This window comes from Candidatus Falkowbacteria bacterium (genome assembly GCA_013336275.1).
Taxonomy (GTDB): domain Bacteria; phylum Patescibacteriota; class Patescibacteriia; order Patescibacteriales; family GWE2-39-37; genus JAAXUA01.
On the sequence record JAAXUA010000007.1, the window covers coordinates 37,874 to 51,853 of the forward strand.

8 protein-coding genes are annotated in these 13,980 nt (G+C 50.5%); all 8 read left to right on the forward strand.

Annotated features, from left to right (window positions below; genetic code table 11):
• Nucleotides 1-56: 56 nt before the first annotated feature.
• Complete coding sequence (locus HGA34_05450; GenBank protein NTW22949.1) at nucleotides 57-1,361, forward strand: excinuclease ABC subunit UvrC; 1,305 nt, start codon at nucleotides 57-59, stop codon at nucleotides 1,359-1,361.
• 47 nt (nucleotides 1,362-1,408) lie between these two features.
• Entirely contained in the window at nucleotides 1,409-3,916 is a 2,508-nt protein-coding gene (locus HGA34_05455; protein ID NTW22950.1) for a PKD domain-containing protein, read from the forward strand.
• Between the two features lie 79 nt (nucleotides 3,917-3,995).
• Nucleotides 3,996-5,813, forward strand: a complete 1,818-nt coding sequence (gene hflB / locus HGA34_05460) for an ATP-dependent zinc metalloprotease FtsH (protein ID NTW22951.1) — start codon at nucleotides 3,996-3,998, stop codon at nucleotides 5,811-5,813.
• A gap of 136 nt (nucleotides 5,814-5,949) precedes the next feature.
• Nucleotides 5,950-6,426 carry a hypothetical protein gene (locus HGA34_05465; GenBank protein NTW22952.1) on the forward strand — a complete coding sequence of 159 codons (477 nt, stop codon included), beginning with the start codon at nucleotides 5,950-5,952 and terminating at the stop codon, nucleotides 6,424-6,426.
• A gap of 97 nt (nucleotides 6,427-6,523) precedes the next feature.
• A complete protein-coding gene (locus tag HGA34_05470) occupies nucleotides 6,524-6,871 on the forward strand; it encodes a hypothetical protein (GenBank protein NTW22953.1) in 348 nt (115 codons plus the stop codon).
• Nucleotides 6,872-6,879: 8 nt separating this feature from the next.
• A complete protein-coding gene (locus tag HGA34_05475) occupies nucleotides 6,880-8,175 on the forward strand; it encodes a hypothetical protein (GenBank protein NTW22954.1) in 1,296 nt (431 codons plus the stop codon).
• Nucleotides 8,172-9,080, forward strand: coding sequence for a hypothetical protein (locus HGA34_05480; GenBank protein NTW22955.1), 909 nt, complete (start codon nucleotides 8,172-8,174; stop codon nucleotides 9,078-9,080). Before HGA34_05475 ends, HGA34_05480 begins: the two co-directional genes overlap by 4 nt.
• A 129-nt stretch (nucleotides 9,081-9,209) precedes the next feature.
• The coding region (locus HGA34_05485; GenBank protein ID NTW22956.1) for a hypothetical protein at nucleotides 9,210-13,980 on the forward strand (4,771 nt) is incomplete at its 3' end.

A 13,980-nucleotide genomic window follows, 5' to 3' on the forward strand; every position in this document is an offset into this window, starting at 1 on the left:
ATGGCGGCTATCTTTTTTATGGACATTAATCATGATAGTGATAAGATACAGATATTATGACTTTAGAGCAGGCTAAACAATTCGATATTCCCAAATTGCCAGGCAGCTATCAATTTTATGATGCGGCTGGCAGTTTGCTGTATGTCGGCAAAGCCGCCAACCTGAAATCGCGAGCCTTGTCGTATTGGCAGAAGAGCACCGACCACTCGCCGGCCAAAGCCGCCATGGTCAAGGAGGTGGCTGATATCAGATGGATCGTGACTGACTCGGAAATCGAAGCGCTGCTGCTTGAATCGAACCTGATCAAGAAGCATCAGCCGCCCTTCAACGTGATGCTGCGCGACGACAAGCGTTTCGCTTATGTCAAAGTCTCGCTCGACGACGAGATTCCCGGAGTATTCGTGACGCGGACGATTGATAAGGCGGGCAAGTATTATGGCCCCTTCGTCAGCTTGACCGCGGTTAAAGAGACCTTGAAGACCATCCGCAAGATTTGGCCTTATTGCACCACGCGCAAGCCGCAGAAAAAACCCTGCTTCTATTACCAGGTCGGACGATGTGTCGGGATTTGCGGCGGCATAGTCACGAAAAAGGAATATATGGATAAAGTAATACGTCCGATCATGCTTTTTTTTGAAGGCAAGAAGAACAAGATGATCAGCGAGCAGCAAGCGGCCATCGATAAGATCGAGAAAAAAATGGCAAAGAAGGGCGTGGCTCCAGAAACGGTCGCGGAACTCGAGACCGAGCTGAGACTCCTGAAATTCCAACAGTCCAACATGAGGAACGTGCTCGAGCATGCCCACATCCTGGGGCTCGAAGACAAATACGCGACCGATGTGGTCGAGTTGGCCAAGGTTCTTGGACTGCCGCGGACGCCGCAGCGCATCGAAGGTTATGACATCTCCAATATTTTCGGCCAGGAAGCCGTCGGTTCGATGGTGGTTTTCGCCGAAGGCGAGCCGGACAAGGCCGAGTATCGCAAATTCAAGATCAAAGTCGGCCAGGGGCAGGCCAGCGATATCAGAATGTTGAAAGAGGTATTGGAGCGCCGGTTCAATAATGATTGGGCCTTGCCGGACCTGATAGTCGTCGATGGCGGCAAGGGCCAGCTGAATGTCATCTCGGCCGTGTTGAAAAAGTTCAAGCTCGATATCCCGGTCATCGCCATCTCAAAAGGGGAGGGGCTGCGATCGGGCATCGCCCCGGACAAGCTGTTTTTTCCGGGAGAGAAACAGGCCCTTGAATTGCCGTTGGCTTCGCCGGCCTTGCACTTGATCAAGCGGGTGCGCGACGAAGCGCATCGCTTCGCCATCACTTATCATCGTGATTTGCGCAGCAAATCGTGGTTGCACAAGTAAAAAGACGTTTGCTATAATCAAAGTAAATAAGTATTGTTATTTACTTTATGGCTAAAGGAGGAGGTAAGATTCTGATCGGCATTTTTGCTTTGTCAGGATTTTTTTATTGCGCGGTTTCGATTCGCTTGGCTTTTAGCGCCAACATGATTTCAGCTACGTCGACGCCGCTGGTCGTGTTGAATGAAATCGCCTGGATGGGCAACGCGTCAAACGAGAATCAGGAATGGATCGAGCTGAGGAGTAATTCTTTTGAGATGATCGATCTCTCTGGCTGGCGGCTTAAGGCCGCTGATGGCACGCCAGATATCGCGCTCAAAGGTGTAATTGAACCAGACGGGTTCTTTCTGCTCGAGCGCACCAACGAGCAGGCGGTAGCGAGCGTCACATCGAGCCAGATTTATACCGGGGCCCTGGGCAACGGAGGCGAATTGTTAGAACTTTATGACGCTTCGAGCACGCTGATAGACCGCTCGTCAGATGCGTCGATCTGGCCAGCTGGCGATAACGCCACGAAGCAGACGATGGAACGTGACGTCGACGGATATTGGCATTCGAGCGTCCTGCCAGGCGGCACACCCAAGGCGATGAACAGCATTCCGGCATCTTCGACTCCAGACGCCTTGCCGCCGGATATTGCGGCAAGTTCCACTGACGCGACATCTACCCAACAAGTCGCGGGCGAGACGGTTTCACAGCCACCCAGCGCTATTGCCCCGCCTCCGATCATCGAACCGGAAATAGAGATTACCGAAATTTTGCCCAGTCCAAAAGGCAGCGACTCTGCGGGAGAGTTTATCGAGCTGTATAATGCCGGAAGTTTTCCGGCTGACTTGACGGGTTGGAAACTCGTTAGCGGTGAGCGCCAGTATGTAATAATTTCAAGCTCATCACGATCGAATGTCGTAGGAGCTAGAGCCTATTTGACGATCTGGCGTTCCGAGAGCCGGCTGGTGTTGCCCAACGATCAGGGACAGGTCTTGTTATATTCTCCAGAAAAATCGGTGCCGCGACAAGTTGTCAGCTACGAACGCGCCCCTGAGGGCAAGAGCTATGCCAAGAATGAAATGAGTGAGTGGCGCTGGAGCGAACAGCCGACGCCTGGAGAAAATAATATCATCAAGGCGGAGAACCAGGCTCCGGAAGTCGACTGGTCGGTAAAGCCTCTGATTGAAGCGGGCGAGGCAGTGTTATTCGATAGTTCCGACACGACCGATCCTGAAGATGACAAGCTTTATTTCTGGTGGGAGTTCGGTGACGGCGCCAGCTCGACTGAGCCGAGTCCGATGCATTCATTCGCGAAGCCGGGGCGCTTTAAAGTTGAGTTGTCGGTGACTGACGGTAAGGCCAAGTCGACCAAGAGCCGCACCATAGCGGTGGAAGCGCCTAAAGCGACGTCGACAGGAAAAATAATCGCCGTCGCCGTTACCAAGCAAGTTCCGGTAATCGTCAGTGAATTATTACCCAACCCGATCGGCGAAGACGCGGACGGGGAGTGGATAGAGCTGCGCAATGCCGGGCAGCAAGAGGTTGATCTTTTCGGCTGGCAGATCGATGACGCGGCCGGCGGCAGCAAGCCCTACCGGTTCGACGATAACGTCATCATCAAGCCGTTGTCGTTTTACCTGGTCAATCGCGAAGATAGCAACTTGGCTTTGAATAATGGGTCTGACGAAGTCAGGATATTCGATATCTTCGGAAAGATAGTTGACTCCGTCAGCTACAGCGGAGCCAAGGAGGGTCAAAGTTATTCTCGGGACGAGAAAGGCCACTGGCAATGGTCTGCCCCGACAGCGGGCAAAACCAATCGAACTACACGGGTAGTAATCAGCCCTAAGGCGGCTATTCAAAAAAAGAAAGCAGTCACGGCCGCAAAGAAGGTGTCGGCTACAGCTAAAGCAGCCCGCCTGACGGTCAGCGGCATAGTTACGGCTTTGCCGGGGCATATCGCGAAACAGACATTCTATATAACTGGGGATGACTGTTGGCAAGTGTATAATTATCGCCGAGATTTTCCGAAGCTCAATCTCGGTGATCGGGTGCAGGTTAGCGGTTTGCCCGATGAAGTGAAGGGTGAAAAGCGGCTGAAGACCAGTAAGCTTTCTGACATGAAAGTGTTGGCGTCCGGAGCGGCGGTTGAACCGGAGCAGCTTAGTTGCATGCAGGTCGGCGCCACCAAGCTGAGCCAGTTGGTCGCGGTAAGGGGCGAGTTGACCAAGAAGACGGCCACGCTTTGGCACATCGATGACGGCAGCGGCGAGGTGGCGGTTTACTTACCTAAAGCGATCGCTGACAGCTTTTCTAAAATTGAAGAGGGTGAGCGTTTGGCTGTGACCGGCGTGATAACACCGGCCGCAACCGGGGTCAGGATCACCCCCAGAAGCATGGCTGATATTGTCTTGACGCAGGCGGCTGCGGCAAAAGAATATCCGGAGGCGCCGTCGGCGATACCGTCACGCGACTCGACTCTAGAGCTGAAACAGTATCTGGAATTGATCGGGTTAGGTGTCATTCTGGCAATTTCCGGCTGGTGGCTGCGCAAACGATATGCCTTTTAGCTGGCTTGAAAAATGAGGATGATTATTGTATAATCAGGAAACAAACATGAGCAGTTAAATAAATAATCATCATATAATCATGAAAAATTTATTACGTAATTTCCTTATATTTTTCGGCATCTTCTTGCTTATATCCTTGGCCTTGAGCAGCTTCGGCTCAAATACCAAGCCTGAAAATGTCAGTATAGATAAGCTTATAACCCAGCTGAACGAACAGCAGGTAAAGAGCTTGCAAGTGCAGGGTAGCGATGTCGTAGTCACGCTCAAAGATGACAAGAAAGAAACGGTCAAAAAAGAGTCCGGTCAGAGCCTGGCGGAGATGCTTAAGGACTTCGGCGTTACCCCGGATAAATTAGCAGGAGTCGCCGTCGACATCAAAGACGACTCAGGCACGACCTTCTGGACCGGCTTCATCTTGCCGATAATTTTGCCATTCTTACTGATCGCCGCATTCATTTATTTCATGCTTCGCCAAGTGCAAGGTGCCAACAATAAGGCCATGATGTTCGGGCAGTCGCAAGCTCGTGAATTTTCGAAAGAGAACAAGCAGAAAACGACTTTCAAGGATGTGGCTGGCGTTAAGGAAGCGAAAGAGGAGTTGAAGGAAGTGGTAGAATTCTTGAAGCACCCTAAGAAATTTTTGGATTTAGGAGCGCGTATCCCGCGCGGCGTCCTGCTCCTTGGCAGTCCGGGAACCGGCAAGACCTTGCTGGCTCGCGCTACGGCTGGCGAGGCTGGCGTGCCTTTCTTGTCGATTTCCGGTTCGGAGTTCGTCGAGATGTTCGTCGGCGTCGGCGCTTCGCGCGTCCGGGACCTGTTCAAGCGCGCCAAAAAGATGTCGCCTTGCATCATCTTTATCGACGAAATCGATGCTGTCGGACGTCGCCGCGGTTCCGGATTGGGCGGCTCTCATGATGAGCGCGAACAGACCCTAAACCAGATATTGGTCGAGATGGATGGCTTCGACCAGAATACCAATATCATCATCATGGCGGCGACTAATCGCCCGGATGTTTTGGATGCGGCCTTGCTCCGCCCTGGACGCTTTGATCGGCAGGTCGTTTTGGATGAGCCGGACATGGCTGACCGTGAAGCCATACTTAAGGTGCACGCACGTAAGAAGCCTTTGTCTAAAGAGGTGAGCTTGCGCCGTGTCGCTGAGCGTACGCCAGGATTTTCTGGCGCTGACTTGGCCAATCTATTGAATGAAGCGGCTATCTTGACGGCGCGGCGCAACCGCAAGACGATCGAAATGTCTGAATTGCTCGAGAGTATCGAAAAGGTTCTGCTCGGACCGGAACGCCGCAGCCGCATCCTGAGCGACCATGAGAAAAAGGTTACAGCCTACCATGAGGCAGGACATGCTTTGGTAGCCCATTTCCTGCCGCACACCGACCCGGTCCACAAGATCTCAATCATCGCTCGCGGACGTGCCGGCGGCTATACTTTGAAATTGCCAGTAGCTGACAAGCATCTTCGCTCCAAGACGGAATTCATCGAAGAGATTGCCGTTTTGCTGGCCGGACAGATCGCCGAGCGCGAGACTTTCGGCGAAGTTACGACTGGAGCGAGCTCTGATCTGCGTCGTGCCACCCAGATCGCCCGCCAGCTGATTACCGATTATGGCATGAGTAATACGCTAGGTCTCCGCACTTATGGAGAAAAAGAGGATATGATTTTCTTGGGCAAGGAAATACATGAGAATAGGGACTACAGCGAACGGACAGCCGAACAGATTGATCGTGAAATTTCCGATTTCATCGACCAGGCGGCTCACCAAGCCCAGGGAGTGATCCATGAACAGCACAAACTTTTGGAAAAGGTCGTAGCCCATCTTTTGGAAAAGGAGACTATGGAAAAAGAGGAATTCGAGGCGGTGGTTGGCCCGAAAAAGTAATAAGACGAAAAGCAAATATAAAACAAAACGGCCGCTCGGCCGTTTTGTTTTTGGGCCAGCGGGTTGACTTTCTTGGTTATTTGTTTCATAATTAGCCATTATTTGGTTCATTTTAACTGAGGGAGGTAGTCAAAGCATGAAAATAAGGAAGCTAGCCATCTTTAATCCTATCAGGCACGAGCTTGGCCAGTCGTTTGAACGTGACGCTGAGGCATATCCGAACATGATCCGATCGGCAATCAAGCTGGCGGAAATGGCCAGGAATATGAAGACCCCGCTTAAAAAGCGTATCGTCTTATATCCTCCGACGCAGTGCGGCATCGCCACGGGTACGCTCTTGGCTCAGTTGTTTCACGCTAAATTAGCTGAAACATCTGAACTTCTGCCGAACAAGCCCCACGACATGTATTGCAGTGACGAAACGGCGCTCGCAGAAGTCATCAAGAGTTATAGCAGGGAATATGAATTCATCATTCTTGTTACCAACATCAACCATGCGACCACGGAGCTATTTCTGAGCAGCAATCTCAGCCAGCTTCTGTCGATGACCATCCCTGGGTGGCAAACCTGTTATCATACGGTAATCTGGGATTGCGAACCCGTAGAGCCTTAACGGCTCAAGCCAAGCCTTCGAGAAATCGAGGGCTGCTTTTTTATTGACTAATCCCCGTACAGTGCTACTCTTTAAATAAGATAATTAAGTGAAATTTATGCCAACAATTTACGGTGTTGATACCGAAAAATCGATTTCTCCCGAAGATGTCCGCGATGCGATCGTGGAGTGTTTCGTCGCCGCCCATCAGGAGCAGCTCGACGAGTTGAAAGATTATGTGGACGATGAATCCAAGGATAATTTTGAAGAGATGAAGCGGATAAATGTCCGCCAGCTGATGCGCAGCATGTTCAGCCAGGCTGGAGGTGATTTCGATAATCCGAGCAAGGAGGCGATTCTCGCTGCCTTGGAGGAAATCAAGAAATTCGCGGTTAATTTCAGGAATCAGAAAATCGTCGCCAAGCATTATGGTGAGATTGCCAAGTTGGTTGCATTGCTGAAATAGCTGAGCCTATGCAAAAATCAAAGGCAAAAAATGGCTGGCTGGTGATTCTGGCGCTTTCGCTTTTTCCTTTTCTGCCGTGGCTGACGTTAAGACCGCTATCCGAACGCTTCGCCGACGGCTGGACGACAGCCACGAGTCTGGGCCAACTGGCCGGGCTGGTCGGTATGGCCATGTTCGGCCTAGCCATCATTTTGAGTGCCCGCACCAAGTGGCTTGATAAGCATTTCGCTGGCCTAAATATCGTTTATATCAAGCATCATCAGGTCGGCGCGATCAGTTTTGTCCTGCTTTTGCTCCATCCCCTCCTGTTGGCGGTCAAATATGGGCAGACTTCATGGCATTTGGCGGCCCAGTTTTTTTTGCCGAGCGCTAATTTACCATTGAACTACGGTAAGGCATCGCTTGTCTTGATGATCTTGCTTCTGCTCCTGACCTTCTATGTCAGATTGCCTTATCAAATTTGGAAATTATCGCACAAGTTTTTAGGGCTGGCATATTTTTTAGCCATACTGCACCTGCTTTTCATCTCCAGTGACACTAGCCAGAGCCTAGTGCTCAAGGGCTATTTGCTTCTGATCTCTTTGCTGGCGCTGGCTGCTGTTTTTTACAGAGTGGTTGACAGCAAAGCATTGGTCAAGTCCTGCCAGTACAGGGTTGAAGCGGTAAATCGAATTAGCGGGGCGGTTGTTGAAATTATCATGAAGCCCGCGGGGGGCGAGATGTCTTATAATCCTGGGCAATTCGTTTTTATCGCTTTCGACCAGGATGGATTCAGGGAGCGACACCCTTTTACCATCAGTTCGGCCGGCAACGGCCTGTCAGTCGCGGTTAAGGGTCTGGGCGATTACACCTCAAAATTACCGGATTTAAAAATAGGAACGTCCGCCTCGATCGAAGGCCCTTACGGCCAGTTTTCTTATCACCACTCGGTCAACAAAAAGCAGGTCTGGCTGGCTGGCGGCATCGGCATTACTCCTTTTTTGAGCATGGCACGCAGTCTGGGCGATTCGTCGGATTATGACATCGATCTGATTTACTGCTCTAACAACGCGGGAGAGGCGGTATTCATCGATGAACTCAAGTCGCTGGCTGAGACCAGGAGTTGGTTCCGGGTCCATGGCTTCTTTTCCGATGAGCAGGGAAAAATTTCAGCCGATATCATTAGTAAGATTACCGGCGGCTTGAAAGAACGCGATTTTTTCCTATGCGGCCCGCCAGGCATGATGGGTGCGATCAAGACACAATTAAAAAATTATGATATTCCTAGCGAGCTCTTGCATTCAGAGGAATTTGCAATGATATGATCAAAAAAATTGTTACCTTCAGCCTGTTTGTTTTCGTGTCAGCAGTAACTGGCATCTTGATTGCCGGATTTCTGGTGTCCCGACAGAAGTGCGATACTCCGAGTTTCGCTAGCGTAGGAAATGACGGGCTGATGTCAGCCACGGGCACTGCATCGGCAGGGCAGATTGCGCCGACTGAGACCACACTCTCGGTTTCGGAGGTGGCCAAGCATAACAATCCTAAAGATTGTTGGCAGATAGTCGACGGCAAGGTTTACAATTTCACCTCGTATATGAACCAACATCCGGGCGGCGTCGGAACGATTATTCCATATTGCGGCAAAGAAGCAACGTCCGCTTTTTCGAGCAAGGGAAATCAGGGTAGCAACCATTCCGATTTTGCCTGGAATCTTTTGAATAAGTATCTGGTGGGCAGTCTTGACCAAAAAATCGCCTCCTCGGTCGTAGCAACTCAGAGCAAGGAACAGGTCTCGGGCCAAGGAGCAGCGCCTTTGGCCGCAGCAAAGGTTGAGACCGCGCCATTAGTCAGTAAAGCGTCCGCCCCCACCAGCAATGGCGTTGCTCTCACTTCGGCGGAAATTTCAAAGCACAACAGCATCAGCAGTTGTTGGCTGGTAGTTTCCGGAAAGATTTACGACGTTTCCAGCTATTTGAATAAGCATCCGGCCGGCGCTAGAGCTATAACTCCTTATTGTGGCAAAGAGGCCACGGCCGCCTTTAGTGGGACTAACGGCGGGCATGTCCACTCAAGTTATGCCTGGACATTGCTTGGCAAGTTTTATGTCGGAACCGTCGGACAGCAGTCTACGGCCTCAGCTGTGGAACAGGCCGCGCAGCAAGCGCAAACTGCCGCACAACAGGCGCCAGCGGGAGGCGACGATGAAGAAGAATTCGAAGATGATTAGGTTTCCCCATTCAGTTTAGATCACCAAACAACAAATAAACAACGCCCTTCGAAGAGGGCGTTGTTTATTTGTTACAAAAAGATTATTTGTGTTATAATATTAATTACAGATTAGAAAATATTTTCTTTCATGCTACGAATTTTTTATCTTCTTCAAGGGGAGGTTAATCGCACTGAACTCAAATTAGCGAACAGGCTCGAACAGCGGCTCGAACAGCCGTATAGTTCGAGCATTTTTTATTTCAGCATCATCGGCCTTAACCTGTATCTGGTTTTTTGGCAGATGGTTATGGACTTGTATAAGTTCCTTATCATCAACTTTGTCGATCCGGGCGAGTCTTTCAATCTGTTTTTCCGACAGCGGGAGCTTAGGAGCTGTCCTTTTTCTTATGCTGGCTACAAGCGGGTACAAACCAAAATCAGGATGTTCAGTCTTCTGGGTATAACTGCCATGGTTGTCGTGGCAGTTGTCTCCTCCTTGATAACCAATTTGTTATTCGGAGGCAAGCAGCCGACCTTTGCCGCTACTTACGGTTGGCTCCAGGAAAGTTGGGTGGGGGGAGCGGCCACTACTACGAGTTTGGAGCATAGCGGCTCAAGCGGTCAGCAGAACGCCGGCTGGGATAAGTATTATTCTGTTGATAATAGTGTTTCCATAAGCGGGGCCGGCTTGAGCTTGGCGTTTGCCACTTCCTCTATCAGCGAGACCTTCACCTCAACTGTTTATAAGGATTCGGTTAATACCGTTTCGAATTGGAGCACGACGACTGGCAGAATCGAGGCGCCGGGCGAGACTGTCACGATTGAAAATTTGGCTCCGAAATTCGCCGAGCTGTTCCCGGGACAAGACGATGGAGTGACTGCCGGGGTGGCCTCTGGTGATGATCTGTTTTTCGGAACCGCTAACGGCAAGTTCGCCAAGTATAATCGAATAACTAATACGGTCACCAACCTTTCCTTGTCTTCTGGATTTTCATCTTTTTGGCCGGAAAATGCGAGCGGAAATAATAGTATCCAAGCCATGAAATTCGATGGTGACGGCGTTCTTTATATCGCTGGCAAAGGTGGCCGATTTGCCAAATATCAGGGCGGCACAGCAGTCAATCTGGCTGGTACGGTGCCCAATTTCACGAACTTAACCACAGGTTGGGGTTCTTACGATATCTATAGCATCGCTTTCGTCGGGTTGGATGTTTATTTGACTGGAGCGAATCCTGGGCGGTTCGCTAAATATACTGCCGGGAACCCGGGAACTATCTCAAACCTATCTTCTTACATAAATACGATAATCACTACTGGGAATAATTCTCTTGAAATCGAATATAATCCTACCGACGCTTATTTATATATAGGCGGTTCTTCCGGAAAATTTTTAAAATATAAGCCGGCAGACAACAGCGTGGTTGATTTGACAGCAACTTTGGCCAGCGGTGCCTCTTGGAGTAACAATGAAGTCAAGGAGATTGAAATCAATCCGGCAGGAGATGTTTACGTTGCTGGCGGCAATGCCAGATTTGCAAAGATTGCGAGCGGCACGGTGCAAAATTTAGCGACCTCTACAGGTTTTGCCGCCGCATTCGGCACTGGCTACTTCGGCGCAATGGTTTACGACGGCGGTGCAGTGTTTTTGGCCACGCCTAGCGGATTCGGCAGCTATCAGAATGGGGTTGTGACAAATCTTTTTGTCAGTTCGGGGATGAGTTCTTTTTGGAATAATAATTCCACATATTTTTTAGCTAACAATCCTTCGGGTGAGTTATATATCGGCGGCGGCGCTGGCAAATTTTTTAAATATGCTGCCGGCACCGGGACCAACTTGGCGAGCAAACTTGGCGCTGCGGGAATTGTCGGTTTCAGCCAGACTGTGAAACGGACTCTTTTTAATCAGCCACGCAATGAAATTTATCTAGCCACGCTTGAAAATAAATTCATCAAGTACAATTTTACCACTGATACGGTGACCGACTTGACCAGCGTACTCTCCGGTCAGATTAGTATTAGTTTTTACTATGTGATCATGTCTTTAAGTGAAAATCCGGATGTTATTTATATGGCAGATGAATCCGGTAAATTTATTAAATTCAACGTAAGTAATAACACAGTCACAAATTTGACCTCTTTTACTAGCGGCATTTTTTCATCGGTTTGGGGTGAATATTGCACCGATGACGAAGGCTGGCCCCAGGAGTGTTATGGGCAAGAGCCCATTAGAGCCATTTTTTTCGCTCCGGCGCAGGGGGCAGTTTATTTAGGTGGCGCCTCGGGCCGTTTAGTTAAATATAGCTACGGCGGCGCCGGCACTACGACCGATCTGTCGGCGGCGATAAGTGCGGTGATGTCAGGGAGCGAAATCAGGGCTTTGGCAGTGGATAATAGCGGCGTTGTTTATTTCGCTGGCACGAGCGGCAAAATAGGCAGCTATGACAATGGTATAGCCACTGACTTGGTAGCGAAATTCGGTGTTACGGGTGATGAATTTTCCGACTTGCTGGTTGATTCCAGTAATTTCCTCTACTCTGCTTATGGCAACCGGTATAACGGGATAAAGAAATACGACATAGTCAGCGGAGCGACTGCGACCAGTGTGCCCACGACTGGCAACTTTTCTTATTCGAGGATTGTCGGTGATATCAATAACTTGTATTTCGGCGGCGGAGGTTCTTTACATGCCATAGTCGATTATCAGGCAGGCGTTATCAAATACCGCACCTCCTATCTGGATGCGATGCCATCCTGGTCCGCCAAGGGGTTTTATGACTTGTCTTACGATACGGTCAGTCGCAAACTGTATATCGCCGGTGACAAAAATCTAACTAGTTTTTTCAAAGATACCCCGGCGACCACGACCGCTCAGTCGCTCAAATTAAATTCGTCAGTAACTAGTATCGGTTGGGCGACTTTGACCAAGAACGACACGCCAGGAACCGGCAATGTAGCGTATTACTTGTCTAATAACGGGGGTACGGATTGGCATCAGGTAACTCCAGACGTCATATTTTATTTTCCTGGACCCGGTGTTGATTTGCGATGGAAGGTCCAGATTGCTGGCACGGCTACTGTTGAGGATATTAATATCGCCTATGGCGGCTATGCTTCAGCGGGCACGCTGACTTCGAATAAATATGATACGACTAGCGCTGGCAATGTCATGGGGTCACTGTCTTGGCGAGAGAGCACATTAGCTACGGGGACGAGCATTGTCCTGTCCATTCGCACTGCTTCGACATCCAATTCGCTTGATTCCGCCCAGTGGTATAATTTTTCCTATCCGGCTAATCAGGCCGAGGGATGTGAGAAATCGGGACTGATCGTAAGTTGCCCCTCAGCTGCTCTTGAAACAGTTTCAGGAAATTCGTTGTCGGACGGGCTCAGTGATCGCTGGTTCCAGTATAAGGTGACTTTAAACTCGGATGGCGCCTATGCTCCGGTCATGGATCAAGTCCAAGTCCAATACGTCGTTAATGCTCCGCCAGAACTGGACCCGGTCTATGGCGTCCAGGCGATACAGAACAATGACGGGACAGTCGCGATCAGCTATAAGCCGCGCGACCCAGACACAACCTCCGGCTCAGCAGAGAACCAGGGAAAGGTCTGGCCCTCTTTCGAATATTCTCTCGATAATGGGGCCAGCTGGCAGCTCATTTCAAGCGGCTTGCCGGAAGATGCCACAACCTCCAAGGCGGTGGATATCGATCCAGGGCGTATCGCTTCGGGTACCGCCATCTTTGGCAATCCGATCGATCAACAACCATACGTTGCGGTTTGGAGTCCCGGCTATCTGTCCACCTCGTCCGCCCAGGCCAGGATCAGGCTGACTATTTCTGACCATGAAGCAGCTAATGCCACGGCTGCCACCAGCTCTAATGCCTTTGCTCTTGATGCGGCTGCCCCTACCTTTGGCGTCAACCCGGTCATTGTTAATGCCGCCACTACGACTAACCAGGTTGCGTTGGACGTCACCGACGATAATGACATCATGATGCGTCTGGGACTTCAGTCTGATGTTGCCGATGGCGCCTGGGCTACGTACACTCCTGAGACAACCTTCAATCTGGCTGGCAAACCATCAAGCATTTATACCCAGTTCAAAGATAGTTTTCAAAATGTTACGGGTATCATCAACGTTGTTTTGCCACCGACCCCGATAGCCTTCATGGTTCAGGACACTTCGAATATGCTGGCCGAACCGGATGAGTACCGTCTCTTTTTGGCCTGGCAGAAACCAGCCGCTCCGGCTGTCGGTTTCGGAAGTTATGGCATCTGGCGTTCGACTGATAACGTCAATTTCAATTTGTTGGATACTATCGACGATATTGATACTAACTATTACGGTGACAACACGATGTCCTTTGACACGGTCACCTACTACCGTGTCACGGTTGAAGACGCCAAGGGCAATGTTTCTTATGTCTCAGAGACCGTTAACGGCAAAGCTAACGGCATCCAGGATGCCGGCGAGGGCGGAGGCGGGATGGTGGCCGCGCTGACCCCGGCTACCATTTCCGGTGTCGGTACCAGTTCCATCTATACTACCCAGGCAAGCATCGTTTGGGATACTGATATGCTTGCAGACTCCCTGGTTTATTACCAGGAAATAACCGGTGGTGATTTTTCCTCAGCCACCTCAACTGGAGTGGCCACCTTGCGCGCCACCACAACTCCATATGGACGGCACCAAGTTGTCATTTCCGGCTTGACCCCGGCTACCACATATTATTTCATAGTCCAATCGATCAACGTCCAAGGCGCCGTCTCTACCTCGACCAGCGGCAGCGACGGCTACTCATTCACCACCCAAGCCGGCCCAGCCATCATCCCGGGTTCGGTCTCGACCGCCAACGTGGGCAACACCACCATCGACATCGCCTGGGACACCGACCAGGCGGCCGACTCCTACGTCG